Source organism: Lysobacter sp. CA199, assembly GCF_052078715.1.
In the GTDB taxonomy this organism is placed as follows: Bacteria; Pseudomonadota; Gammaproteobacteria; order Xanthomonadales; family Xanthomonadaceae; genus Lysobacter.
Genome location: NZ_JBQJIL010000005.1, coordinates 35721 through 61105 on the forward strand (window position 1 = coordinate 35721; position 25385 = coordinate 61105).

Annotated in this window: 17 protein-coding genes, 1 pseudogene and 1 riboswitch; of the genes and pseudogenes, 12 read left to right on the top strand and 6 right to left on the bottom strand. The window is 67.7% G+C overall.

Going from position 1 to position 25385, the window contains the following annotated elements; genetic code table 11:
- Window positions 1-111 precede the first annotated feature (111 nt).
- The 5 genes from ACTOWJ_RS09685 to thiC form a co-directional block, all read right to left on the bottom strand.
- A complete protein-coding gene (locus ACTOWJ_RS09685; RefSeq protein ID WP_441334401.1) occupies window positions 112-309 on the bottom strand; it encodes a hypothetical protein in 198 nt (65 codons plus the stop codon).
- Window positions 310-947: 638 nt separating this feature from the next.
- Window positions 948-1865 (bottom strand): helix-turn-helix domain-containing protein, encoded by a 918-nt coding sequence (locus ACTOWJ_RS09690; protein WP_441334402.1) that lies wholly within the window; start codon window positions 1863-1865, stop codon window positions 948-950.
- Between the two features lie 143 nt (window positions 1866-2008).
- Window positions 2009-4315: a winged helix-turn-helix domain-containing protein gene (locus ACTOWJ_RS09695; RefSeq protein WP_441334403.1), complete on the bottom strand. Its 2307-nt coding sequence runs from the start codon at window positions 4313-4315 to the stop codon at window positions 2009-2011.
- 288 nt (window positions 4316-4603) lie between these two features.
- On the bottom strand, window positions 4604-5284 hold the full coding sequence (locus ACTOWJ_RS09700) for an ion channel (protein ID WP_441334404.1): 681 nt from the start codon (window positions 5282-5284) through the stop codon (window positions 4604-4606).
- A gap of 216 nt (window positions 5285-5500) precedes the next feature.
- A complete protein-coding gene (gene thiC / locus ACTOWJ_RS09705; protein WP_441334405.1) occupies window positions 5501-7396 on the bottom strand; it encodes a phosphomethylpyrimidine synthase ThiC in 1896 nt (631 codons plus the stop codon).
- Window positions 7397-7475: 79 nt separating this feature from the next.
- A riboswitch (TPP riboswitch) is annotated at window positions 7476-7579 on the bottom strand.
- 326 nt (window positions 7580-7905) lie between these two features.
- Here thiC and ACTOWJ_RS09710 point away from each other — a divergent pair.
- Window positions 7906-8505, top strand: coding sequence for a hypothetical protein (locus ACTOWJ_RS09710; protein WP_441334406.1), 600 nt, complete (start codon window positions 7906-7908; stop codon window positions 8503-8505).
- A 49-nt stretch (window positions 8506-8554) separates the two neighbouring features.
- Here ACTOWJ_RS09710 and ACTOWJ_RS09715 read toward each other — a convergent pair whose 3' ends face one another.
- Window positions 8555-9703, bottom strand: coding sequence for a M23 family metallopeptidase (locus ACTOWJ_RS09715; RefSeq protein WP_441334407.1), 1149 nt, complete (start codon window positions 9701-9703; stop codon window positions 8555-8557).
- Between the two features lie 447 nt (window positions 9704-10150).
- Between ACTOWJ_RS09715 and ACTOWJ_RS09720 the strand changes: the two genes are divergently transcribed.
- The 11 genes and pseudogenes from ACTOWJ_RS09720 (at window position 10151) to ACTOWJ_RS09770 (ending at window position 25329) form a co-directional block, all read left to right on the top strand.
- Window positions 10151-10696 carry a YbhB/YbcL family Raf kinase inhibitor-like protein gene (locus tag ACTOWJ_RS09720; protein ID WP_441334408.1) on the top strand — a complete coding sequence of 182 codons (546 nt, stop codon included), beginning with the start codon at window positions 10151-10153 and terminating at the stop codon, window positions 10694-10696.
- 330 nt (window positions 10697-11026) lie between these two features.
- Window positions 11027-13597: a bifunctional aspartate kinase/homoserine dehydrogenase I gene (thrA, locus tag ACTOWJ_RS09725; RefSeq protein ID WP_441334409.1), complete on the top strand. Its 2571-nt coding sequence runs from the start codon at window positions 11027-11029 to the stop codon at window positions 13595-13597.
- Window positions 13594-14601: a homoserine kinase gene (locus ACTOWJ_RS09730; protein ID WP_441334410.1), complete on the top strand. Its 1008-nt coding sequence runs from the start codon at window positions 13594-13596 to the stop codon at window positions 14599-14601. The genes thrA and ACTOWJ_RS09730 overlap by 4 nt, the downstream gene beginning before the upstream one ends.
- Window positions 14602-14862: 261 nt before the next feature.
- On the top strand, window positions 14863-16149 hold the full coding sequence (thrC, locus tag ACTOWJ_RS09735; RefSeq protein ID WP_441334411.1) for a threonine synthase: 1287 nt from the start codon (window positions 14863-14865) through the stop codon (window positions 16147-16149).
- Window positions 16150-16730: 581 nt separating this feature from the next.
- Complete coding sequence (gene ilvD, locus ACTOWJ_RS09740) at window positions 16731-18464, top strand: dihydroxy-acid dehydratase (RefSeq protein WP_441334412.1); 1734 nt, start codon at window positions 16731-16733, stop codon at window positions 18462-18464.
- 58 nt (window positions 18465-18522) lie between these two features.
- Complete coding sequence (gene ilvC / locus ACTOWJ_RS09745; RefSeq protein WP_441334413.1) at window positions 18523-19548, top strand: ketol-acid reductoisomerase; 1026 nt, start codon at window positions 18523-18525, stop codon at window positions 19546-19548.
- Complete coding sequence (gene ilvG / locus ACTOWJ_RS09750; protein ID WP_441334414.1) at window positions 19548-21314, top strand: acetolactate synthase 2 catalytic subunit; 1767 nt, start codon at window positions 19548-19550, stop codon at window positions 21312-21314. The genes ilvC and ilvG overlap by 1 nt, the downstream gene beginning before the upstream one ends.
- On the top strand, window positions 21298-21534 hold the full coding sequence (locus ACTOWJ_RS09755) for an ACT domain-containing protein (RefSeq protein ID WP_441334415.1): 237 nt from the start codon (window positions 21298-21300) through the stop codon (window positions 21532-21534). The genes ilvG and ACTOWJ_RS09755 overlap by 17 nt, the downstream gene beginning before the upstream one ends.
- 239 nt (window positions 21535-21773) lie before the next feature.
- On the top strand, window positions 21774-22562 hold the full coding sequence (locus ACTOWJ_RS09760) for an aminotransferase class IV (RefSeq protein ID WP_441334416.1): 789 nt from the start codon (window positions 21774-21776) through the stop codon (window positions 22560-22562).
- A 2-nt stretch (window positions 22563-22564) separates the two neighbouring features.
- Window positions 22565-23564, top strand: a pseudogene (locus ACTOWJ_RS09765) (threonine dehydratase); the annotation flags it as partial.
- 163 nt (window positions 23565-23727) lie between these two features.
- Window positions 23728-25329 carry a 2-isopropylmalate synthase gene (locus ACTOWJ_RS09770; protein WP_441334417.1) on the top strand — a complete coding sequence of 534 codons (1602 nt, stop codon included), beginning with the start codon at window positions 23728-23730 and terminating at the stop codon, window positions 25327-25329.
- The last annotated feature ends 56 nt before the right edge of the window (window positions 25330-25385 follow it).

A 25385-nucleotide genomic window follows, 5' to 3' on the forward strand; every position in this document is an offset into this window, starting at 1 on the left:
TAATCTCGTTATGGGCGTGTTAAAACGCCCTGCAAAATTACGTTCGATGAGTCGATGCTGCTTTGCGGGTGACGCCGGGAGGTTTTGCCGAATCGGCCCTCGCGGTTGGAGTCACGTCACAGTAGGAATCGCGCAGCGCCCCTGAAACGTGATGTATTCGCGGTATTTTTGACCGATCGCGCATTCAGTCGATGCGTCGCGATCCGAGGTTGCGGCGACTTTGCGAAAACATCGACGGGCATTTGCCGAATCGGGTTTCGCGCTTTGCATCGTATCGATCGTCGGTCGCGCATCGATGCGATCGCGCATTCGGATCGATGCACGCTCGTGCGCGAAAGACGCGAATGAGCGTGGTCGCGACCGATGGCGGGCAGCCCTATGATTTAGTCCGTTACGCGGTTTCGGCGCCCTTGATCGAACAGCGTCGGGCCTGAAGGCCCTCCCACAAAAGACCTCGCCGTTGCGCGGCGCGTCGTGAGCCGCGGTTTGGTCAGGCGATGGTTTCGATACTTCCGATCGAACAGCGTCGGGCTGAAGGCCCTCCCACAAAGACCTCGCGGTTGCGCGGCGCGTCGTGAGCCGCGGTTTGGTCAGGCGATGGTTTCGATACTTCCGATCGAACAGCGTCGGGCCTGAAGGCACTCCCACAAAAGACCTCGCGGTTGCAGGCGCGTCGCGTCGCAGCGGCCCGCCGGCGCCGAGGCTCCGCTGCGCGCGGGCGCGCAGTGGGAACCTCGGCGGTCTTCATCGGAACTTGGAACAGAACACGGGGGAGGCTGGCGGGTACGCGCTGCGCGGGGGATCAGGCAGGTGGCGTACGGCTGGCGCCAGGGTGTTGCGGTGGAACGGTCAGACTTGAGTGTTGCGGTGTCTCGTTCGAATCTTTCGGCTCGCCGTTCGGAAGTTTCGTAAGGCTTTCGTCCCGGACGGTTCGCCTGTCGGCTCGGTCAGCTCGCCATCGCCAGCTTGCGCATCGGCGGCAATGCGGCCTGCTTGGCCGATTCCAGCTTGGCGCTGGCCGCGGCGCTGCGGTAACGCGTGGCCGAGGTGCCGAAACGGGCGCGGAAGGCGCGAGCGAAGCTGCAGCAGTTGTCGAAACCGCTGGCGGCGGCGACTTCGCCGATCATCATCGAGGTGTTCTTCAACAGATCCGCCGCGTGCTCCAGGCGCATGCGCGCCGAAGCGGCCTGCGGGCTTTCTTCGTACAGGCTGTGGAAGGTCTTGGAGAAGTACCAGCTCGAGAAACTGGTCAGTTCGGCCAGTTCGCTGATCCGCACGACCCGGTCGCAGTTGCCTTCCAGGTACAGACGGGCGCGTTGCAGACGGCCGAACACCTGGCGCTTGCGGCTGCGCGAACGGCCCGGGCAACGCTGGATGCGCGCGGTCAGCTCGCGCTGGACGCCGGCCAGATGCAACAGGATCGGACGCAGGGCGTTGATGTCGAAACCGGTGTCGGCCTCGCCGTTGCGGGCGTGGGCCTGACGCCACAGGCGCAGGGCGATGCGGGCGTCGTGGCGGCTCATACGGCCGCGGCCGGCGTAGAGGCTGCTGTCGGCGAGCCGGGCCATGGACTTGATCGCGTCGGCGGTCAGGTTCATGCCGATGCACACGCCATAACGGTCGGCCTGCAGGACCGGCTTGGAGTCGCGCTCGAACGCGATCCAGTCACCACGCTTGAGTCGGAACTTGCCCTCTTTGGCCTCGACCCATGAGCTGCCGCGCAGCTGCACCCAGATCGAGAAGTGAGTACCGGACAACTGAGCGCTGCCCAGTCGCGAGACGCCGACGCAACTTGCCTGAACGGACAGATCCTGCGCGTCCAGCTGCAGCAGCTGTCCGCGATCGGCCCACAATGCTTGCTCCATTGGTCCACCTCATGTGCGGGGAATGAGGTTTTTATTTGCCTGAGCAACGAACCCGCTGCCGGAAATTTGACGGAGAGTTAGACGAATTCGGAACGACGTCACAACCGAAGCTTTTCCGAAAGACATTTTTCAATAAAAATCAATCAGTTGAGCCAGCCTGGGACGAAAGTCTTGGGCTCCTCGGGCAGTTCCATGTAACCGATATCGGCGCCGTCCCACTTGGCCAGCGACAAATACACCACGTCACCGCGCGGGCTCAGGCTGAATCCGTTGGGCGCTGAGCGCCGGCTCTGGTCCAGGCACAGCACCGAAGGCGGGGCGTCCGGGGTTGCGATCCGGCGCAGCAAGACCAGGCAGGTCGGCTGCTGATCCAGGTAGCGCAACTCGCCGGTCTGGGTCGCCACTTCCCACAGGCGGTAACGCTCGGAGACGGGTTCCGCGTCGTCGATGCGACGCACGCTGGACGGAGTCAGGGCCAGATCGGCCTGCCACAACCCGGCCTGGGTCTGGCGGGTGAACAGCAGGCGGTTGCGGGCGCCGTCGACCCGGACTTGGGAGACGTCCTCGACCGCCCCGATCAAGACCCAGGGTGCGCGCCCCCGATCGAACAGATTCAGACGCGGGCGCCCCTCGCCGGTGCTGGTCAGCACCAACAGCCTGCCCGGATCGGGCAATTGCACCGCCTGCAGCGGTTCTTCGACCGGCACCGGCAGGCGGGTGACCTTGCCGCTGGCCGGGACGATTTCGCTGACCACGTTGCGGCCTTCGCCGTCGGGGCCGACCACGGTGACCCGGCTGCTGTCGGCCGACCAGGACGCGGGGTAGCGCGTGCCCGGCTGCAGGCCCTGCAGCATCCGCAGCGAGTCGGGCTGGTCCAGATCCGCCCACCACAGGTGGTTGCTGCCGGAGCGGTCGGAGAAGAACACGATCTGGCGTCCGTCCGGCGCCACCATCGGCAGCATGTCGCGCGCCGAGGACGGGAACAGCGGGTCGACCACGTGCACCGCGCCCTTGGAGGTATCGCCCAGCACCACCCGGAACAGGCCGAAGTACGGCTTGCGCTGGACGAAGGCCGCGGCGACCGCCGGGGCCTGCGCCGATTCGATGCCCAGGTCGCGGGCCTGGCCGGTTTCCAGGTCCAGGCGGAACATGCGGGTATCGCCGTCGATCATCCGGCCGAACAGGATGCTGCGGCTGTCGGGCAGCCAGTCCCAGCCGCGCACGTCGGCGCTGAGCTGGCTGAGCCGCTCGGCGCTGCCGCCCTCGGCCGGCAGGCGCCAGAAATCGCCTTGCGGGTTGTTGCGCAGGAACACGATCCAGCGACCGTCCGGCGAGAACCGCGGCGACAGGTCGACGTTGCCGACGCCAGGGCGGTACGGCACCGCGCGCCATTCCCCGCTGGCCAGATCGAGCACTCGCATGCCGACCAGTCCCTGCCCAGTGAGCATGCTGCCGAAGATCAGGCCGCGGCCGTCCGGGGTCCATTCGAAGGTCGGCGGGCTGCGCGGGTCGCAATCGCCGATCTCGCGTTCGGCGCCGCCGTTGGCCGCGACCATCAGCACCTTGCACGACACGCTGGGCTCCACCCGCAGGAAGGCGATCGAACGTCCGTCCGGCGACCACGCCGGCGCGCTGTCCTCGGCCAGGCCGCTGGGGCGGGTCAGCTGCCGCGGCGGGGTCTGGTCGGTGGTCTGCACCAGGATCGCGGTGCCGTGCTGGCCTTCGGGGACCGCCACGTACGCCACCAGCGCCGCATCGGGCGACAGCGTCGGCGCGAGTTCGAAGCCCGGCATCGAGGTGATCAGCCGATACGGCCGAGCCGCGTTGGCCACCCGCGCCGGGTCGACCGGGGCGGCCACGGGCCCCGCCATGTGCGGTAGCCGCGCCAGCGACCACCACACCAGCAGGCCGACCAGCACCACCACCGTCGCGATCGCGCCGACGATCGAACGCCAGGTGCCGCGCGGGCGCGGCCGGATCGGCAACGGCACCGGATCGAGATGCTCGTCGACCGGAAGCGCGTCGACGCTGTGACCGGCGATTTCCCGATCCGCCGCCGCCCCAGCCTCGTGCGTCGGCGTCGTGGCCGGGGTCAGCCACTCGACCTGGGCCAGCAACCGGTAGCCGTTCTTGGCGATGGTTTCGATGTAGCGCGGATTGCCGCGGTCTTCGTCGAAGGCCTTGCGCAGCTGCGTCACCGCCTGAGTGACCACATCGTCGGTCGGCAACGTGTCGGGCCAGACCTCGGCGAGCAAGGCATCGCGGCTGACCACGCGATCGGCATGTTCGACCAACACCAGCAGCACGCCCATGCACTTGGGCGTGATCCGGCGCGGCCGACGCGCCCCCGGCGCGCGGATCTCGCGCAAGGGGATGTCGACCACGCAATCGCCTACCCGCAGATGTTCGGCGGGCAAGGGCGGCGTCGATGGCTCATGGAGTCGCGGCATGAATCCTGCTAATGGTGCGCACTTGCCCAATGCCGGTCATGTGCCTGAACGCATAGGCCACAAGAACGACAAACCGACATATCCGGCATGGCGCGACGGCGCGATCGGGAAAGCGCGCCTGTGCTTCTTGTTCTAGCCGCTATTCTAGCGTCCGCGAGGCTGAGCCGTGCCTGTTCAAGCGTCGCAGGCAGCTTCGGATGCGCTGAAAAGCTGAAACGTATCGTTCCAAAACACGCTGAAAAGCGTGTATTTATGTGTAACCCGCCGCGATATCAGCTCCGATCCGTTTCAGCGCCGTTCATGCCGCAGCATGGTCAGGCCGATCAGGCGCGACACCACCGCGGCGACATAGCCGACCCCGGCGAACTGCTCGAACATGGTCAGCACGCGCGCGGCCGGGCTCATCGGCAGGATGTCGCCCAGGCCGACCGCCGACAGGTTGGTGAAACTCAGAAACAGCAGTTCGATCCAGGTGCGCGGCTCGCCGGGCCGCTCGGCGCCGACGAAACTGCCCGGATACCACGCCTGGCAGACCAGGAACGCGTAGGCGAAGCCCCAGGCCAAGAGAGTGAACGTCGCCCCGGCAGCGAACAACTCGTCCGCAGTGACCTTGTGGTCGCTCATCATGTAGGCGATCAGCGCGCCGGCCGCGTAGAAATACAGCGCCGCTTCCAACGCCGAAGACAGCACCAGCAGGCCCGGGCTGTCGATCAGCACCGACAGCACCGACGAGACGAACGCCGGCACCGCGATGATCCAGGCGATCCACTTGATCGCCGGGCTGCGATTGACCACCCACACCGCCAGCGCCAGCACCAGCACGCCGAACGCGCCGAACACCACTCGCCCGTGGCCGCCGGGTTCGAACAACGGATAAGCCAGCATGCTCAGCAACTGCGCCGCCAGCAGAAAAGCGGACGGGTGACGGCGTGCGAGGACGCGCCACTTGAGGGAAGCGTAGTTGGTCATGGGACGGAACCGGGCGCTGAGGGTTGGGAAAAAAGAAAGCCGGGCACAAGCATGCCCGGCTTTGTCTGGCTTCTCACGTTTCTTCGTCGCCGCGGCCGCCCCTTGTAGGAGCGGCGCGAGCCGCGACCGCGAATCGCGGCGCCCAGCGACCGCCGCAAGCCCGAGGTCGCGCGGTCGCGGCTCGCGCCGCTCCTACGCTCGCCTCTGGGCTTGCTCTTACGCCCGTCGATACACCTCGGCGCCCTGCGCACGGAACTCGGCGGCCTTCTCGGCCATGCCCTCGTCGAGCGCCGCGATCTCTTCCACGCCGTGTTCCTTGGCGTACTCGCGCACGTCCTGGGTGATCTTCATCGAGCAGAAGTGCGGGCCGCACATCGAGCAGAAGTGGGCGACCTTGTGCGCGTCTTTCGGCAACGTCTCGTCGTGATACTCGCGAGCGCGCTCCGGGTCCAGGCCCAGATTGAACTGATCCTCCCAGCGGAATTCGAAGCGCGCCTTGCTCATCGCGTTGTCGCGCGCCTGCGCGCCCGGATGGCCCTTGGCCAGATCGGCCGCGTGCGCGGCGATCTTGTACGCCATCAGGCCTTCGCGCACGTCGTGCTTGTTCGGCAGGCCCAGGTGTTCCTTGGGCGTGACGTAGCACAGCATCGCGGTGCCGAACCAGCCGATCATCGCCGCGCCGATCGCGCTGGTGATGTGGTCGTAACCCGGCGCGATGTCGGTGGTCAGCGGGCCCAAGGTGTAGAACGGCGCTTCGCCGCAGACCTCGAGCTGCTTGTCCATGTTTTCCTTGATGAGCTGCATCGGCACGTGGCCGGGGCCCTCGATCATGGTCTGCACATCATGCTTCCAGGCGATCTTGGTCAACTCGCCCAGGGTTTCCAGCTCGCCGAACTGCGCCGCGTCGTTGGCGTCGGCGATCGAACCCGGACGCAGGCCATCGCCGAGCGAAAAGGCCACGTCGTAGGCCTTCATGATTTCGCAGATGTCTTCGAAGTGGGTGTAGAGGAAATTTTCCTTGTGATGCGCCAGGCACCACTTGGCCAGGATCGAGCCGCCGCGCGAGACGATGCCGGTCACGCGCTTTGCGGTCAGCGGCACGTAGCGCAGCAACACGCCGGCATGGATGGTGAAGTAATCCACGCCCTGCTCGGCCTGCTCGATCAAGGTGTCGCGGAAGATCTCCCAGTTGAGCTCCTCGGCGCGGCCGTCGACCTTCTCCAGCGCCTGATAGATCGGCACCGTACCGATCGGCACCGGCGAGTTGCGGATGATCCATTCGCGGGTTTCGTGGATGTGCTTGCCGGTCGACAGGTCCATGACCGTGTCCGCGCCCCAGCGCATCGACCACACCAGCTTCTCCACTTCCTCGGCGATGCCCGAGGACACCGCGGAATTGCCGATGTTCGCGTTGACCTTGGTCAGGAAGTTGCGGCCGATGATCATCGGCTCGCTTTCGGGATGATTGATATTGTTCGGGATGATCGCGCGGCCGCGCGCGACTTCGTCGCGGACGAATTCGGGGGTGATGATCTTCTGGATGTTCGCGCCGAAGCTCTGGCCGGGATGCTGGTTGAGCAGATGCGCTTCGCGGATCGACTCCAGGCGCTGGTTCTCGCGGATCGCGATGTATTCCATTTCCGGCGTGACGATGCCGCGGCGCGCGTAGTGCATCTGGGTGACGTTGGCGCTGCCGATCGCGCGGCGCGGCAACGGCCGGCTGCCGAAACGCACGTGCGCCAGCTTGGGGTCGTGCTCGCGCTGACGGCCGAACTGCGAGGACAAGCCGGTCAACGCTTCGGTGTCGCCGCGTTCGGCGATCCAGGCCGCGCGCAACGGCGCCAGCCCCGAGGCCAGATCGATCACCGCGCCCGCGTCGGTGTAGACGCCGGAGGTGTCGTACACGGCCAGCGGCACGTTGTCTTCGCCGCCGAAAATGGTCGGCGTGCGCGCCAGTTCGATCTCGCGCATCGGCACCTGCAGGTCCGCGCGCGAACCTTGCACGTAGATCTTGCGCGAGCCGGGGATCGGGCGCGTGACGTCGGCGGACAGCTGCTCGGCTTGCTGGATCAGATCTTGCTTGCTGGAAGCTGGGGAGGGCACCGCATTCATGAAGTTCGTCCTGTTGGAAGCTCATCAGAGCTGGCTCGATCGAGCCGGGACGAAGCGGGCGGCGCACGGCCGCGGCGGAGCCGCGTCCGGCGAAGCTTCCCTACGGCGGTCTCAACCGCATCAGGTTCGAAGGGACTGTCTCAACCGCCGGCCGAAACCGCCGCGGTACCCCCGCTTCAGTGCGCATTAGACATGGAAACGGCCCCCGGCGCCAATGCGCGGCGCGGCGCGGCGGAGCTTGTTTTGGGATATAGGCCGCTTTTGTGGGAGGGGCTTCAGCCCCGACGGTCGAAACGGTGCGGCTCCATGAGGAGATTTCGCGATCGGAACCAGTCGAGGCCCAAGCCCCTCCCACAAAAGCCGCTCCCTACCATCGAAGTCGTCTTCACCGAAATTCCGGTACCCACATTGCCCACCGCGGCAACCCCGGCTAGCGTGTGACCATGAATCCGATCTCACCCCGTCCTTGCGTCCTTCCTCCCCCCGCCTTCCGTCTGAGCGCGCTTGCGATGCTGTTCGCCCTCGCCGTCTCGGCCTGCGGTGCGGCCACGCCGCGACCGGCCGCGACCGGTGCCGACGCCGCCACGGTCACCGACCCGTTCGCCGCGCTGCGCCCGCTGTGCGGCAAGGCCTATGCCGGACGCGTGGTCGTCGACACGCCCAAGAGCGCCGAGGATCCCTTCGCCGGCAAGACCCTGGTCATGCACGTACGCGATTGCCGCGCCGATGAGATCCGCATCCCCTTCCACGTCGGCGACGACCGATCGCGCACCTGGGTGTTCACCGCGCACGACGGCGCGCTGCGCCTGAAGCACGATCACCGCCATCGCGACGGCAGTTCCGATGCACTGACGATGTACGGCGGCGATCAACGCGGCCTGGCCCAGGCCGGCCGCTACGAATTCCCCGCCGACGCCTACAGCCAGGCCATGTTCCGCAAACTCGGACGCGAGGTGTCGGTGCCGAACGTGTGGGCGATCGAGATCGTGCCACTCCAAGCCGCGCCGGACCGCTTCGTCTACGAACTCGCGCGCCCCGGCCGCCTGTTCCGGGTCGAGTTCGACCTGACCAGACCGATACCCGCGCCCCCACCGCCGTGGGGCGGCTGAGGACGAAGGCATCGTCGCGCCCGAACGGACGCGACGATGCTCACTGCCCTCAGTGACCCGGGTTGGTGTACCAGCCCGAGCAGTAGTTCGTCCCGTTCTTGGTCAGGTAGAAACGGCTGCAGTTGGTGTCGTAGCTGCTGCCGGTGGCGGTGATCCGGTAACCCGACACGTAGGCACCGTTGAGGTGATAGAAGCTGCCGTTCTGCTTGAGCGACCAATGCTCGTGCGGACCGGTCGAGCTGCCGCCGTTGCACAAGGCCTGCGCCTGGGTGTTGGCCGGATTGGCGATGGCGGTGTTGCTGCCGACGTTGGCGCCGGTGTTGTACTGGATGTTCATCAGGTGATAGTAGGTCGTCGACCAGCCGCCGCTGTGCACGATCTCGGCGAAGCACGAAGAATGGCGTTTGAACGAGCCGTTCGCCGACGCCGACACCCAGGTGTTGTTCTGATTGCTGCCCCAGCCGCCGCCCAGCGACATGTCCAGCGACGACATCGGATAGTTGCCCGAGCCGGTGTTGGTGTGCGCGCCGCCGACATGCCAGCGCTGGCCGCGCGGGAACGGGAACTGCAGCAGGCCGTTCGGCGACAGCGGTTGCACGTCCGGTCCGGCCTTGGCGAAACGCGCCGACGGCGCCTGCGCCGTGCGCGGCTCGTTGAACAGTCGGCCGTACACCTGCTGGAATTCGCCGTCGCCGCTGAGCGCGGCGCTGGACTCGCTGGCGCCTGCGCGTTCGAACAAGGCCTGCAGCGGGTTGGCCCGCGCCAACGTGACCACGCCCTTGGCGTCGGGACCGTCGTTTTCGTACAACGATTCGCGCAGCGCCTGCGCCACTTCGCGCGTCTGCGCATTGAAGTCGACGCCGACGGCGAGCTTGCCGAACGGCCGGCGCATCGCGTCGGCGGAGGCGTGCTTGCGGGTGATCACGCCGCTCTGCTGCTCCATCAACGCGATCAGCACCTTCGGGCTGATGCCGCTGTAACCGGCCCAATGCGAGATCGATTCGGCGTGCTTGGCCAAATGCGGCGCATTCTTGGCCAGGTACGCATCGATATCGAAGTCGAACATTTCGTCGTAGGAATACACCAGATCCTGACCGCTCAGACCGCGTTCGGCCGCGCCGGCGGCGCCGCTGAGCGCGGCCGCGATGCAACACGTCAGCAGTCCCAGTCCTGCCTTGGAAAACAGCTTGCTCGACATCGTCTTGCTCCCGAGGTGTGATAGGGCGACGCGCGTGGATTCCACCGCGTCGTCGAACGCGGACATTCGCTCGCGGCGGCGGCCGAAGTGTTGCGAGCCGCGTCGACTCTGACCGCGCGCGCCAGCGCTGTCGTGCGACCGCGGTCAAATCGCGGGGGCGCAAATGAGACTGCCGCTGCAACATCCGCACAAGGATGGGTAGCGGCGAAAAGCCGGGGATTTCGGTGTTCAGCCAGAAACGGTCGCAGCGCACAGATCGCGGCCGAAAGCCGAACGACCGTGCCATGAAAAATCGGGGCTACGACGCAGTGCAACAACGCCGCCCGTACCGCTGCGGCGACGCCGCGCGGCAATCGCCAACGCGCGCGGTTTCGCGCACAATCCGGTTCGCGCGCCCCGCGGCGTGCGCATCGTGTCCCGCCGAGCCTCGCTCATGGAGCCCATCGCATGGAAATGCCGCACTGCCTTGTCTTGTCCTCGCTGCTGCTGGCGCTCGCGCCGCTGGCGCACGCCGCCGATTTCGTCGTGGAAAGCCCCGACGTGCGCGAGGGCGAAGTCCTCGCTCCGGCGTTCGTGCTGAAGGGCGCGGGTTGCAACGGCAGCAACACCTCTCCGCGCCTGGACTGGAAAAATCCGCCGGCCGGCACGCGCAGCTTCGCCGTGACCGTCCACGACCTCGATGCGCCCGGCGACGCCGGCTTCTGGCATTGGTTGGTGGTCAACATTCCGGCCAAGACCTACTTGCTCGACCACGGCGCCAGCAACGGCGGCCTGCCCGCCGGCGCGTTGCAGATTCGCAACGACTACGGCCGCGCCGGCTACGGCGGTCCGTGTCCGCCGCCGGGCCAGCTGCATCGCTATGAGTTCACGGTCTGGGCCTTGAAGACCGACAAATTGAAGATCGAAACCAGCGCCGGCGGCGCGTTGGCCGGTTTCATGATCAAACAAAACGCTCTGGGCCAGGCCAAGCTGACCGCCAAGTACGAGCGCTGAGCCACTGCCTCCAGCGAAAGCCGCCGGCCGGCGGCTTTCGCTCGGCCCGCACAAATCTTCATCGCCCCTCTTGACGCGCCGCACAACGGCGGGTTATTGCTAGCCCATGCACCCCGCCTTCGCCACCGCCCGCAACGTATCGACCCAGGCCTACGGCCGGGTATCGATCGTATCGGCGATGTCGATTACCACCACTGGTACCGGTACCACTCCTACAGGGGTGCGGACGGGCGTGTCCAGCTAACAGACCACGCCGCTCCGCACCCGATCCGGGTGCGGGCTGGCCGCCCTACCCCGGACCGAAACGCGGAGCTCCAACAGGAGCTTCCCATGTCGTCCGCCCCGCCCCAAACCGCTTTCGATGCCCAGCCCGACGCGGTCGTGGCCGAAGAACCTCAAGCCTGCGATCTCGACGCGCCAGTAACGGCCGATCCGGTCGCGCCGGCGCGCCATACGCATAAATTCGGCGGCAGCAGCCTCGCCGATGCCGACCGCTACCGGATCGCCGTCGGCCTGCTCGACGACGGCTCGCGCGAACGCGTGGCCGTGGTCTCGGCGATGCAGGGCGTGACCGACGCACTGGTGGTCCTGGTCGCCGCCGCCGGCGACGGCCAAGACTGGGCCCCGGCCTGGGCAGCGCTGCGCAAACGCCATCTCGATGCCGCCCAGTCGCTGGACCCGCATCTGCGCCACGGCACGGTCGAGACGATCGAAGCCGAATTCGCGCGATTGCGCGAAGCGCTCGACAGTCTGCCCGCGCGCGCCGACGAGACCTTCGCCGCGGCCCTGCCCGGCCTGGGCGAAGTGTTCTCCTCCCACCTCATGCATGCCGCGCTCGGCGGCGACGCCGCGGGCTGGACGCGGCTGGACGCGCGCGAGGTGCTGGTGGTGCATCCGGGCGAAATGGGCGTCGGCGTGGATTGGGCGCGCAGCCGCGAGAATCTGGCGGCATGGCGAAAACGCCACGCCGGACGCGATGTCATCGTCACCGGCTTCGTCGCCCGCGACGCGCAGGGCCGCGACACCACGCTGGGCCGCAACGGCAGCGATTACTCCGCGGCGATCTTCGCCAACCTGTTCGACGCCGACGCGCTGACCATCTGGACCGACGTCGACGGCGTGCTCTCGGCCGACCCGCGCCTGGTCCCCGATGCGGTCTGCCTGCCGTCGATGTCCTACGCCGAAGCCTGCGAACTGGCGTACTTCGGCGCCAAGGTGCTGCATCCGCAGACCCTGGCGCCGGTGCAGCAGCGCGGCATTCCGCTGCGCATCCGCAACACCCGCAATCCGCGCGCGCCGGGCACCTTGATCAGCCTGCGTCCGCAAGCCGACGGCATGCCGGTCAAGGGCCTGAGCCTGGTCCACGATCTGGCGGTGCTGGAGTTGGTCGGCAACGGCATGGTCGGCGTACCCGGCACCGCCGAGCGCTTGTTCGGCGCGCTGCGCGGCGCCGGCGTGTCGGTGACGATGATCTCGCAAGGCTCCTCCGAGCATTCGATCTGCGTGGTGGTGCGCGCCGAACAGGCCGCGCGCGGCCGCGACGCGATCGTCGCCGCCTTCGCCGATGCGATGGCCGACGGCCAGACCCAGCACGTCACCATCACTGCCGACATCTGCGTGCTCGCCGCGGTCGGCGACGGCATGGTCGGCCTGCCCGGCGTGGCCGCGCAGTTGTTCGACGGCCTGGCCAAGGCGCGGGTCAACCTGCGCGCGATCGCTCAGGGCGCGGGCGAGCGCAACATCTCCGTGGCGATCGCCGCGCGCGATGCGACCCGCGCGTTGCGCGCGGCGCATTCGGCGTTCTGGCTGTCGCCGCAGTGCATCTCGGTCGGCCTGATCGGACCGGGCAAGGTCGGCCGCGCGCTGCTGGCGCAATTGGCCGCGGCGCAACCGCGCCTGCAGCGCGACGCGCGACCGCAGTACCAACTCGATCTGCGCCTGCGCGCGCTCGCCGACAGCCGACGCATGCATCTGGCGCCGCGGGCGATGGCGTTCGACCAGGCCGGCGAGCAGTTCGCCGCCGAGGCCGAAACCCTGGACCTGGAACGCTTCGCCGCGCACGTGCGCGCCGAGCACATCCCGCACGCGTTGATCGTCGATTGCAGCGGCAGCGATGCGGTCGCGGCCTATTACCCGGAATGGATCGCCGCCGGCATTCACGTGGTCACTCCGAGCAAGCACGCCGGCGCCGGCCCGCTGGCGCGTTACCAGGCGATCCGCGAGGCCTCGCGCAACGGCGGCCAGTTCCGCTACGAGGCCACCGTCGGCGCCGGCCTGCCGGTGATCCAGACCCTGCGCTCGCTGCTCGACACCGGCGACGAGCTGACCGAGGTCGAAGGCATTCTGTCGGGCACCCTGGCCTGGCTGTTCAACCGTTACGACGGCAAGACCGCGTTCTCCCAGTTGGTGCGCGAAGCGCATGCACTGGGCTACACCGAACCCGATCCGCGCGACGATCTGTCCGGCACCGACGTGGCGCGCAAGCTGGTGATCCTGGCGCGCGAAGCCGGTCGCCCCTTGTCGCTGGAGCAGATCCAGGTCGAAAGCCTGGTGCCCGAATCGCTGCGCGAAGTGTCCAAGGACGAGTTCTTCGAACGTCTGCACGAACTCGACGCGCCGCTGCAGCAGCGCTTCGACGCCGCGCGCGCGGCCGGACTGAGCCTGCGCTATCTGGCCCGGCTCGATCGCGACGGACACGCCAGCGTCGGCGTGGTCTCGCCGCCGCCGGGGCATGCGTCTTTGCACGGCGCGCTGACCGACAACCTGATCCAGTTCCGCACCCGCCGTTACGCGGATAATCCGCTGGTCGTGCAGGGGCCCGGAGCGGGCCCGGACGTGACCGCCGCCGGCGTGTTCGGCGACCTGCTGACGATCGCGCAAACCCTCGGAGCCCGCGCATGAGCGCAGCGTCGCCCTCTTCCTCCCCACATGCGGACGATCAAGCCGACGATCAGGCCGATGCCGACGCCTCGCAGCAGGCGCGGGCGTTCGCGCCCGCCAGCGTCGGCAACATCGGCGTGGGTTTCGACGTGCTGGGCCATTCCATCGAGGGTCCGCGCGATATCGCCACCGTGCGCCGCATCGCCGAGCCGGTGGTGCGCATCCGCGCGATCCGCGGCGACGTGCCCGGCGCCGATTCGCTGCCGCTGGAAGCCGCGCGCAATACCGCCGGGCAGGCATTGATCTCGTTGCGCGAAAAGCTCGGACTGGCGCATGGGTTCGAACTGGAATTGGACAAGGGCATCGCGCTCGGCTCCGGGCTCGGCGGCTCGGCCGCGTCCTGCGTCGCGGCCTTGGTCGCGGCCAATGCCTTGCTCGCGCAACCGCTGTCGCGCGATGCCTTGTACGAATTCGCGCTCGACGGCGAATCGGTGTCCAGCGGCAGCCGCCACGGCGACAACGTCGCGCCGATGCTGCTCGGCGGCGTGGTCATGGCGACCGCGACCCGGATGATTCCGCTGTCGGTGCCCGATTGGTTGTACGCGGTGGTGGTGCACCCCGATCAGGTATTGGAGACGCGGCGCGCGCGCGCGGTGCTGGCCGATCCGTATCCGCTGCCGCTGGTGGTCAAGCAGAGCGCGCACCTGGCACTGTTCCTGACCGGCCTGCAGCGCGGCGACGCGCAGTTACTGCGCGAAGGCCTGGTCGATCTGCTGGTGGAGCCGCGGCGCGCGCCGTTGATTCCAGGCTTCGCCCAGGTCAAGACCGCCGCGCTCGATCATGGCGCGCTCGGCGCGAGCATCTCCGGCGCCGGGCCGAGTTGTTTCGCCTGGTTCGAATCCAAGCAGCGGGCGCAGATCGCCGCGGCGGCGATGCGGATCGCGTTCGCCGAGGCCGGCTTCGATTCGCGCGCCTACGTCACGCCAGTGGCGGGGCCACGCGCAGAAGTGATCGGCTCGGTGTGATGGGGGTTGGGGCTGCGATCAAAAGCAAATCCCCCCTCGCCCCTCTTTTTCAAAGGGGGGAACGGATTCGCAGGCGCGTTGATTCGCGCGGACGCTCAATGGAATACCGCTTCGCCGTAACAACGCTGCTTCGCCGCTACCTGGCTCCCAACCCAATCCCGCGACCCCACCTACCGCTTCCCCCTTTGAAAAAGGGGCCAGGGGGGATTCGCTTTTTGCTTCTTCGCTTTCCCACAACGCATCTCCCCACGAGACCGACCCATGAATTTCCTGAGCACCCGCGGACAAACGCCGCCCACCGCGATCGATCGGGCGCTGTCGGCCGGTCTGGCGCCCGATGGCGGCCTGTACGTGCCCGAGGGGTTTCCCGCGCTACCGCAGCCTCTCGCCGCCGAAGGGCTGGACGCGACCGCGCACGCGCTTTTGTCGCCCTACTTCGAGGACTCGTCCTTGCGCGACGGCCTGCGCGAGATCTGTGCGCGCGCGTTCTCCTTCGACGCCCCGCTGCGCCCGTTGTCGCAAGCCGACGATTGGCTGCTGGAGCTGTTCCACGGCCCCACCGCCGCGTTCAAGGACTACGCCGCGCGCTTTCTCGCCGAAGCCTTGGCCGGCCTGCGCGATGAGTCCGCGCCGCCGACCACGATCCTGGTCGCCACCTCCGGCGACACCGGCGCCGCGGTCGCCGCCGCGTTCCATCGCCGGCCCGGTTTCGAGGTCCTCATCCTCTATCCCGACGGCCGCGTCTCGCCGCGGCAGGCGCACGGCCTGGGCTGCTGGGGCGACAACGTGCAGGCGCTGCGCGTGGACGGCGATTTCGACGCCTGCCAGCGTCTGGCCAAGCAGGCCCTGTCGGACGAGGCCTTGCGCGCGCAGCGCCCGCTGAGTTCGGCCAACAGCATCAGCCTGGGCCGGTTGCTGCCGCAGGCGGCCTACTACGCCCATGCCGCCGGCCGCCACTACGCGCAACGCGGCGAGCCGCTCAACTTCATCGTGCCCACCGGCAATCTCGGCAACGCCTGCGCCGCCTTCGTCGCCAAGCGCATGGGCCTGCCGATCGGCGAGATTCGCCTGGCGACCAACGCCAACGACACCTTGCCGCGCTACTTCGGCGGCGCCGACTACCTCGCGCAACCGACCCGCGCCACCTTGGCCAACGCCATGGACGTGGGTGCGCCGAGCAACTTCGAACGTCTGCGTCACTGGTATCGCCACGACGCCGAGCTGCGCGCGGCGACCCGCGCCGACGGTGTCGACGACGCCACCATCGTCGAAACCATCCGCGCCGCGCCGCAGCGCCACGGCATCGTGCCCTGCCCGCACACCGCGATCGGCCTGCATGTGCTGGAGACCTTGCGCGCGCAAGGCGACGAACGGCCGTGGGCGGTGGTCGCCACCGCGCATCCGGCCAAGTTCGACAGCATCGTCGAACCCCTGGTCGGACATACGGTCGAACCGCCGCCGGCTTTGGCCGCATCGCTGGCGCGTCCGGCCTCGGCCGAGGCGATGGCGGCCGACTATGCGGCGTTGCGCGAACGGCTGCTGGGTTGAGACGCATCGTCCACGGACCGCTCGCGCAGACCGGCGCCCTCTTCGTGGAGGGGGCCGCGACGGGCGCGGCTCGAAGCCTGAACGCGCCGGCGCGTGGGAGGATTTGCTCGTGGCGTGGCCCGCCAACGAGCACCCACAAGCCTGTTTTCTCGAACACAGAACGCATTCGTGGTGGCGTGTAGGCGCGAGCTGTGACGTCTTTAGCGGCTCGGGATTGTTTTCGAAGAAACTATTGACAAGCCCCAAACGGGCATGTTCTTCTCGACCCATGACGCAGCGCAGCAACCACAGCAAGCCCACTTCGCTCCAGGCCGCCCAGGCCTCGAACGAGGCTTTGCGCGCCGCACTGTTCAAGGCTGCACCGGCCATCGCCAGCATTATTCTCGTCCTCGTACTTATTAGCGGGCTTACCAGCGCGGGAGTCGGGTTCGTGTAGAAAATCACACAACCCAAGGTCGAAAGAACCTGAACCCCGCGCCCGAAAGGCGCGGGGTTTTTCGTTTTACAGCCCTGGGTTCCTGAAAACACCGCACGCGGACGTGCGGCCACTGCGATGGACTGCAGCCAAGGAACTACCGTTTGTGAGAAGCAACGCCATCAAGCAAGGCCCGTCCCGAGCCCCCGCGCGCGCGATGCTGCGCGCCACCGGGCTCGACGACGCGGCCATCGCCAGACCGCTGGTCGCCGTCGTCCACACCTGGTCCGACGTCTCGCCGTGCAACATCACCCTGCGCGATCTGGCCCAGCACGTGCGCCGCGGTGTGCACGACGGCGGCGGTACGCCGATCGAGTTCAACACCATCGCCGTCACCGACGGCATCGCGATGGGCAGCGAAGGCATGCGCGCCTCGCTGGCCTCGCGCGAAACCATCGCCGACTCGATCGAACTGGCCGTGTCCGGCCACTGCCTGGACGCGATGGTGCTGTTGGTCGGCTGCGACAAGACCATCCCCGCCGCGGCGATGGCGGCGGCGCGCCTGGATATCCCGACCGTGATTTTGTACGGCGGCACGATCATGCCGGGCCATTGCCCGTCGAAGAAAGGTTCCGTCGAAGACAAACCGCTAACCGTGCAGGACGTGTTCGAAGCGGTCGGCGCGCATTCGGCCGGACGCATCGACGACGCCGAGCTGCACCGCATCGAATCGCACGCCTGTCCCGGCGCCGGCGCCTGCGGCGGCCAGTTCACCGCCAACACCATGGCGATGGTGCTGACCTTCCTGGGCCTGTCGCCGCTGGGCTATAACGACATTCCGGCGATCCACGAAGACAAGTCCGAAGCCGCGCGCCTGTGCGGCGAGCTGGTGATGAAGCAACTGCGCAACGGCGGCCCGAACGCGCGCACGCTGCTGACGCCGGCCTCGCTGCGCAACGCCGCGCGCGCGGTCTCGGCGACCGCCGGCTCCACCAACGCCGCGCTGCACCTGCTGGCGATCGCGCACGAAGCCGGCGTCGCCTTCGACCTGGAAGAATTCGAAGCCGCCGCGCATACGCCGGTGATCGCCGACCTGAAACCCGGCGGACGCTATACCGCCGCGGAAATGTTCGAATTCGGCGGCGCGGCGCTGGTGGCGCGCGAGCTGAAGACGGCCGGTCTGATCGAGGATATTCCCACGGTCACTGGCCGTTCCTTTTTCCAGGAACTGGCCGAAGCCACGATGGCCGACCAGCAGGACGTGGTGCGTCCGGTCAACGATCCGATCAAGCCGCGCGGCGGCTACTCGATCATCTACGGCAACCTGGCTCCGGAAGGCTGCATCCTCAAGCTGGCCGGCCACGGCCGCGAACATTTCGAAGGCCCGGCGCGGGTGTTCGATTCGGAAGAAGCCGCGTTCGCCGCGGTGCAAGCGCGGCAGATCGAGGCCGGCGACGTGGTGGTGATCCGCTTCGAAGGCCCCACCGGCGGCCCGGGCATGCGCGAAATGCTGGCGGTGACCGCGGCGCTGGTCGGCCAGGGCTTGAGCAACGACGTGGCTTTGATCACCGACGGCCGCTTCAGCGGCGCGACTCATGGCTTCATGGTTGGCCACATCTCGCCGGAAGCCGCGCATGGCGGCCCGATCGCGCGCCTGCGCGAGGGCGACAAGGTCAGCATCGACGTGAAGACGCGCAAGTTGGAAGTCGCCGCCGACCTGGCCTCGCGCGAGCCCGCGCGCATCGCCCCGCGCGTGACCACCGGCGTGCTGGCCAAGTACGCGCGCCTGGTCGGCTCGGCCTCGCAGGGCGCGGTGACCGCGCCCGGTCCGCTGCAGTCGCCGGCGCCGAAACAGATTCAAGCGACCCTCATCGAAACGCCCATTACCGAACCTGCCTGATCGCTCAATCCATCTCTCTCTCCCCGCTGCCTCCTCCCCATCTCCAGAGACCATCGACATGACCGCAACGACCTCCCGCCCCAAGATCGCCGTCGTCGGCTACGGCAGCCAAGGCCGCGCGCACGCGCTCAACCTTCGCGATTCGGGTTTCGACGTCATCGTAGGCCTGCGCCCGGGCGGACCGACCGAACTGAAGGCCAAGGCCGACGGCTTCACCGTCAAGACGCCGGCCGAAGCGGTCGCCGAAGCCGAACTGGTCGCGGTGCTGACCCCGGACATGGTCCAGCCGCAGCTCTATCGCGATGTCATCGAGCCCAACATCAAGCAAGGCGCCTGCCTGCTGTTCGCGCACGGCTTCAACGTGCATTACGGCCAGATCACCCCGCGCGCCGACCTCGATGTGGTGCTGGTCGCGCCCAAGGGCCCGGGCGCTCTGGTCCGCCGCGAATACGAAATCGGCCGCGGCGTGCCCAGCGTCTATGCCGTGCACCAGGACAACACCGGCCGCGCGGAGGAATTCGCCCTGACCTATTGCGGCGGCATCGGCGGCGCGCGCCAGAACGCGATCAAGACCACGTTCAAGGAAGAAACCGAAACCGATCTGTTCGGTGAACAGGCCGTGCTGTGCGGCGGCGCCACCAAGCTGGTCCAGGCCGGTTGGGAGACCCTGGTCGAAGCCGGTTATCAGCCGGAAGTCGCCTATTACGAATGCCTGCACGAACTGAAGCTGATCGTCGACCTGTTCTACGAAGGCGGCGTGACCCGCATGCACGAGTTCATCAGCGAGACCGCGCAGTACGGCGCGCTGACCCGCGGTACTTATATCGTCGACGACCACACCAAGGCGCAGATGCGCAAAGTGCTGACCGAAATCCAGGACGGCACCTTCGCCAAGCAATGGATCGCCGAGTACGCCGCCGGCAACGCCAACTACAAGGCGCTCAAGCAGGGCGACCTGGAACATCCGATCGAAGCGGTCGGCAAGAAGCTGCGCGCCAACATGAAGTGGCTGGACAACGCGCCCAAAGCGCCGACCGCCGCTCCCGCCGCGACACAGGGCGAACGACAGGAAGAGGCCGCCTGATGAACGGTGCCCGCTGGCTGGTGCAAGCACTGGCCGCAGAAGGCGTTGACGTGCTGTTCGGTTATCCGGGCGGCACGATCATGCCTTTCTACGATGCCCTGCACGGGTCGGACCTGAAACACATCCTGGTCCGTCATGAGCAAGGCGCGGCTTTCGCGGCGAACGGCTACGCCCGTGCCAGCGGGCGAGTCGGCGTGTGCGTAGCCACTTCCGGCCCTGGCGCGTCGAATCTGGTTACCGGCATCGCCGATGCGATGTTGGATTCGGTGCCGATGGTGGCGATCACCGGACAGGTCGCGACGACCTTGATGGGCACCGACGCGTTCCAGGAACTGGACGTGTTCGGCATGACCATGCCGATCGTCAAGCACAGCTTCATCGCGCGCAAAGTCGACGACCTGCCCGGCATGGTCGGCGAAGCCTTCCGGCTGGCGCGTTCGGGCCGTCCCGGCCCGGTGCTGATCGATCTGCCCAAGGACGTGCAGAACCAGGACGCTTCGCACCTGGCCGCGCACGTGCCGCTGCCGATCGATCCGGTGCCGTCGGCGCCGGACGCGGCTTATCACGAAGCCGCGGCGTTGATCGCGCACGCCAAGAAGCCGCTGGTCTACGGCGGTGGCGGCATCAGCCTGGGCGATGCGGTCGAATCGTTCCGCGCCTTCGTCGAAGGCAGCCAGATCCCGGCGGTGCTGACGCTGAAGGGACTGGGCGCGCTGCCGGCCGATCACGCCCTGAACATGGGCATGCTGGGCATGCACGGCAACCGCGCGGCCAATCTGTCGGTGCAGGAATGCGATCTGCTGATCGTGGTCGGCGCGCGTTTCGACGACCGCGCCACCGGCAAGCTGGCCGAGTTCGCGCCGAACGCGCGGGTCGTGCACATGGATCTGGATGCCTGCGAGATCGGCAAGCTGCGTCACGCCGATGCCGGGGTCAACGGTTGCCTGCGCCGCTCGCTGGACGCGCTGACCCCGCCGGTCACCGCGCAACTGCAGGCCCGCAACGGCGGCGCGCGCCGGGCATGGCGCGACACCTGCCTGCAGCGCAAGCGCGATTGCACGCCGCGTTACGACGCGCCCGGCGAAACCGTGTACGCACCCGCGTTGCTGCGTCGCCTGTCGGAACTGGCGCCGGAAGCCATCGTCTCGTGCGATGTCGGCCAGCATCAGATGTGGGTCGCGCAACACTGGCAATTCAACAACCCGCGCAAGCATCTGACCAGCGGCGCGCTGGGCGCGATGGGCTTCGGCGTTCCCGCCGCGTTGGGCGCGCAGCTCGCTCTGCAAAAGCCGGAAGGCCCCGAAGCGCAAGTCATCTGCGTCAGCGGCGACGGCTCGTTCCTGATGAATGTGCAGGAACTGGCGACCATCGCGCGCTATCGCCTGCCGGTGAAGATCGTGCTGCTCGACAACCAGGCCCTGGGCATGGTCCGGCAGTGGCAGGAACTGTTTTTCGAGCGTCGTTATTCGGAAATCGACCTGTCCGACAACCCGGACTTCTGCGCCCTGGCCGCCGCGTTCGGGGTCAAGGCGATGTACGTCGACCGCGCCGACTCGGTCGAGGAAGCGCTGCACTACATGCTGCACACGCCGGGCCCGGTGCTGCTGCACGTCGCCATCGACCAGGCCGCCAACGTTTGGCCGCTGGTTCCGCCCAACCACAACAACGCGCAAATGCTCGATCCCGAAGCGGGCGACGCCGATGCGATCACCAGCCTCACCCCACCTGCCGCCGACAAGGAGGACGCCGATGCGATATCAGCTTGAACTGACCCTGCGCCAAGCCGAAGGCGCGCTGGCTCGCGTATTGGGCACCGCCGAACGGCGCGGTTTCCGTCCCCTGTCGGTGGACGGCGAAGCGCAACCCGACGGCGATCGCTGGCATTTGCGCATGACGGTGGAAGGCGACCGCGCCGACACCGCGCTGCAGAGCCAGCTCGCCAAGCTTTACGACTGTCTTGCCGTTGAGGTTTCTCCATGCAGCTGAACACCGAAATCGCCAATCAACCGGCCGCGAGCGAAGCGGCGCATGGGGGCTTTGCGGCTTCCGCGGTTCGTGAGCGTGCTTATTCGCCGAGTCAGAGCGAGGGCAAGGCGACCGGAACTGGGCGTTCTGAGTCCCGTGCCCGGAGCGAAGTCCCGACTGCGACGAATCAACCACTCATTTGGTTCGACGGCCATCTCATCGAAGGCAGCGCCCCCGAAGCCCCGCTGACCACCCACGCCATGCACTACGGCACCGCAGTGTTCGAAGGTATCCGCAGTTACGCCACCGCCGACGGCGGCGCGGCCGTGTTCCGCCTGCCCGAGCACATGGAGCGCATGCGCAAGGGCGCGGACATGTTCGGCATCGAATTCGATGTCGAGCGGGCGACCCAGGCCACCCTGGCCACGCTGCGCGCCAACGGCCATCGCGACGCCTATATCCGCCCGTTGACGTGGATGGGCACCGGCAGCATCGGCCTGGACGTGGATGCGCTGACCCAACATCTGATGATCGCCACGATGGCCAAAGTCGTGCACCTGGGCGGCGCGCGCACGCGCCTGACCGTGTCGCCGTGGAAGCGCAACCCCGCGACCTCGATGCCGCCGCTCAAGCTCAGCGGCGCCTACGTCAATTCGATCCTGGCCAAGCGCGAAGCCAAGCAACGCGGCTTCGACGAGGCGCTGTTCACCGACGACAAGGGTTATGTCGTCGAATGCACCGGCGCCAACGTGTTCATGGTCAAGAACGGCGTGGTCACCTCGGTCGATCATCGCGACGCGCTGCCGGGCATCACCCGCGACACCATGATCGAACTGTCGGGCGCGGAATCTCGCGAAGTGACCTTGCACGAGCTGCTGGACGCGGACGAAGTCTTCGTTTGCGGCACCGCCGCCGAAGCTTGCGCGATCAGCGTGCTCGACCGACGCGAGTTCGGCGACAACCCAGTCACCCGCGAACTGGCGGCGTTGTACGGCCGCGTGGTGCGCGGGCACGAGTCGCGCTACGCCTCGTGGCTGACCGCGGTCTGATCATGGACGGCGACGTAGTCCGCAGTGCACAAGTAAGCGCCGCCGACCTGCTGGCGGCGCAAGCGCGGCTGCGCCGCTACCTGGAACCCACGCCGCTGCATCACGCCGAACGTTTCGGTTGCTGGCTCAAGCTCGAGAACCTGCAGCGCACCGGTTCGTACAAAGTGCGCGGCGCCTTGAACGCGCTGCTGGCCGCGCGCGAACGCGGCGATCACCGCACGGTGATCGCCGCCTCGGCCGGCAACCACGCGCAAGGCCTGGCCTGGGCGGCGTACCGCTTGGGCGTCAATGCGATCACGGTGATGCCGCGCTGCGCGCCGCAGACCAAGATCGCCGGCGTCGCCCACTGGGGCGCCACCGTGCGCCTGCACGGCGACACCTACGACGAAGCCAAGGCCTTCGCGATCGAACTGGCGCAGCAGCACGATTACCGCCTGCTGTCGGCGTTCGACGACCCCGATGTGATCGCAGGCCAAGGCACCGTCGCTTTGGAGCTGGCCGCGTTCGCGCCGGACGTGGTGCTGGTGCCGATCGGCGGCGGCGGCCTCGCCGCGGGCGTCGCCTTGGCGCTGAAGTCGGAACTGCTGTCGGGCCCGGCCGCGCGCCGGGTACGCGTGATCGGCGCGCAGGTCGAAGGCGTGGATTCGATGGCGCGCGCCTTGCGCGGCGATCGCCGCCTGATCGAACCGGCGGCGACCTTGGCCGACGGCGTGCGCGTCAAGGATCCCGGCCGCCTGACCGAACAGGTGCTGAGCACGTTGCTGGACGACGTGGTGATCGTGCGCGAAGCCGAACTGCGCGAAACCCTGGTCCGGCTGGCGCTGGAAGAACACATCATCGCCGAAGGCGCCGGCGCATTGGCGCTCGCCGCCGGCCGCCGCATCGCCGCCAAGCGCAAATGCGCGGTGGTCTCCGGCGGCAATCTCGATGCCGGCGTGCTCGCGCGCCTGCTGTCGGAAGTGCGTCCGCGCGCGCCGCGCCGGCCGCGCCGCCGCGTGCGCGACGTTCGCGAAAACAGCGCGCCCGAGAGCGGCGCCATCGAGGCCGACATTTACCGGCTCGCCAACCTTAGTCACGAGCCGCCGGCCTCGCCGGCGGTGGCGCCGCCCTCCTCCCGATTCGCAACCCATTCTCAGCATTCAGTCGTAACAGAGGAAATTCCCGCATGAACGACTCGCCCGGCCCGGTAGGCACTGCGCCCGTTACGCAGATCGCCGACGCGCCCCAGCACGTCACCATCTTCGACACCAGCCTGCGCGACGGCGAACAGTCGCCCGGCTGCAGCATGACCGCGAGCCAGAAACTGCGCTTCGCCCATGCCTTGTCCGAACTCGGCGTGGACGTGATCGAAGCCGGATTCCCCGCCAGTTCCGAAGCCGATCTGGAAGGCACGCGCGCGATCGTGCGCGAAGTGCGCGGCTCCACCCTGGCCACCCTGGCGCGCTGCCATCCCGGCGACATCGAAGCCTGCGCGCGCGCGCTCGAAGGCGCGGCCAAGCCGCGCATCCACGTGTTCATCTCCACCAGCCCGCTGCACCGCCAGCACAAGCTCAATCTGGATAAGCAGCAGGTGCTGGAGCGTGCGGTCGCTGCGGTCGAACAGGCGCGCCGCTACGTCGATGACGTCGAGTTCTCCTGCGAGGACGCGCTGCGCACCGAGCACGACTATCTGGCCGAAATCTGCAGCGCCGCGGTCGCTGCCGGCGCGCGCACCTTGAACATCCCCGACACGGTCGGTTACACCACGCCGACCGAGATCCGCGCGCTATTCGAATACCTGCGCGCCAACGTGCAGGGCGCCGACAAGGCGATCTTCAGCGCCCACTGCCACAACGACCTGGGCCTGGCGGTCGCCAACAGCCTGGCCGCGATCGAGGGCGGTGCGCGCCAGGTCGAATGCACCATCAACGGCATCGGCGAGCGCGCCGGCAACTGCGCGCTGGAAGAACTGGTGATGGCGCTGCGCGTGCGCAACGCCTATTACAACGCTACTACCCGCATCGATACGCGTCGCCTGGTGCCGACCTCGCGCCTGCTCTCGCGCATCACCGGCATGGTGGTCCAGCGCAACAAGGCCATCGTCGGCCAGAACGCGTTCGCGCACGAGTCGGGCATCCATCAGCACGGCATGCTCAAGCATCGCGGCACCTACGAGATCATGAATCCCGAAGACGTGGGCTGGGCGCAGTCGCAGATGGTGATGGGCCGCCACAGCGGCCGCGCGGCCTTGAACGACCGCCTGCAGACGCTGGGCTTCAGTCTGGACGAAGCGCGCTTGAACGCCGTGTTCGCCAGCTTCAAGACTTTGGCCGAGAAGAAGCGCGAAGTGTTCGATGCCGATCTGGAAGCGCTGGTGCTGGGCGCCGACGCCAAGGCCGCGCGCGGCTATCGTCTGGTCCGCGCCCACGTCAGCACCGGCGTATCCGACGGCAGCCTGCCGACGGCCAGCGTGCAATTGGTCGAACCCGAAGGCGCCACCGTCAGCGAAGCCGCGGTCGGCGACGGTCCGGTGCACGCCTTGTTCGCAGCGCTGGCGCGCGCGACCGGCGTGGCGCTGAGCATCGACAGCTACAACGTGTCGAGCGTGACCACGGGCGACGATGCTCAAGGCCAGGCCAGCGTGGTCGCGCGCGTGGACGGCGTCGAACTGACCGGTTCGGGCACCAGCACCGACATAATCGAGGCCAGCGCGTTGGCGTGGCTGGAGGTCGCCAATCGAGTGCATCGCACGCAGCAGGCGCCGCAGCGGCTTACTGCGACTGCGTGAGCATGCGCATTGGTTCTCGACCAGCGCGACATTTGGAAGTTGTCATCCCCGCGAAG

Bases quoted from the DNA above. Each gene is read 5' to 3' on its own strand.
- ilvG (WP_441334414.1), top strand. From the start codon at position 19,548: ATGAACGGTGCCCGCTGGCTGGTGCAAGCACTGGCCGCAGAAGGCGTT.
- ACTOWJ_RS09760 (WP_441334416.1), top strand. From the start codon at position 21,774: ATGCACTACGGCACCGCAGTGTTCGAAGGTATCCGCAGTTACGCCACC.
- ACTOWJ_RS09700 (WP_441334404.1), bottom strand. From the start codon at position 5,284: ATGACCAACTACGCTTCCCTCAAGTGGCGCGTCCTCGCACGCCGTCAC.
- thrC (WP_441334411.1), top strand. From the start codon at position 14,863: ATGAATTTCCTGAGCACCCGCGGACAAACGCCGCCCACCGCGATCGAT.
- ACTOWJ_RS09695 (WP_441334403.1), bottom strand. From the start codon at position 4,315: ATGCCGCGACTCCATGAGCCATCGACGCCGCCCTTGCCCGCCGAACAT.
- ACTOWJ_RS09710 (WP_441334406.1), top strand. From the start codon at position 7,906: ATGCTGTTCGCCCTCGCCGTCTCGGCCTGCGGTGCGGCCACGCCGCGA.
- thrA (WP_441334409.1), top strand. From the start codon at position 11,027: ATGTCGTCCGCCCCGCCCCAAACCGCTTTCGATGCCCAGCCCGACGCG.
- ACTOWJ_RS09715 (WP_441334407.1), bottom strand. From the start codon at position 9,703: ATGTCGAGCAAGCTGTTTTCCAAGGCAGGACTGGGACTGCTGACGTGT.
- ACTOWJ_RS09685 (WP_441334401.1), bottom strand. From the start codon at position 309: ATGCGCGATCGCATCGATGCGCGACCGACGATCGATACGATGCAAAGC.
- ACTOWJ_RS09720 (WP_441334408.1), top strand. From the start codon at position 10,151: ATGGAAATGCCGCACTGCCTTGTCTTGTCCTCGCTGCTGCTGGCGCTC.
- ilvC (WP_441334413.1), top strand. From the start codon at position 18,523: ATGACCGCAACGACCTCCCGCCCCAAGATCGCCGTCGTCGGCTACGGC.
- thiC (WP_441334405.1), bottom strand. From the start codon at position 7,396: ATGAATGCGGTGCCCTCCCCAGCTTCCAGCAAGCAAGATCTGATCCAG.
- ACTOWJ_RS09730 (WP_441334410.1), top strand. From the start codon at position 13,594: ATGAGCGCAGCGTCGCCCTCTTCCTCCCCACATGCGGACGATCAAGCC.
- ACTOWJ_RS09690 (WP_441334402.1), bottom strand. From the start codon at position 1,865: ATGGAGCAAGCATTGTGGGCCGATCGCGGACAGCTGCTGCAGCTGGAC.
- ACTOWJ_RS09770 (WP_441334417.1), top strand. From the start codon at position 23,728: ATGAACGACTCGCCCGGCCCGGTAGGCACTGCGCCCGTTACGCAGATC.
- ACTOWJ_RS09755 (WP_441334415.1), top strand. From the start codon at position 21,298: ATGCGATATCAGCTTGAACTGACCCTGCGCCAAGCCGAAGGCGCGCTG.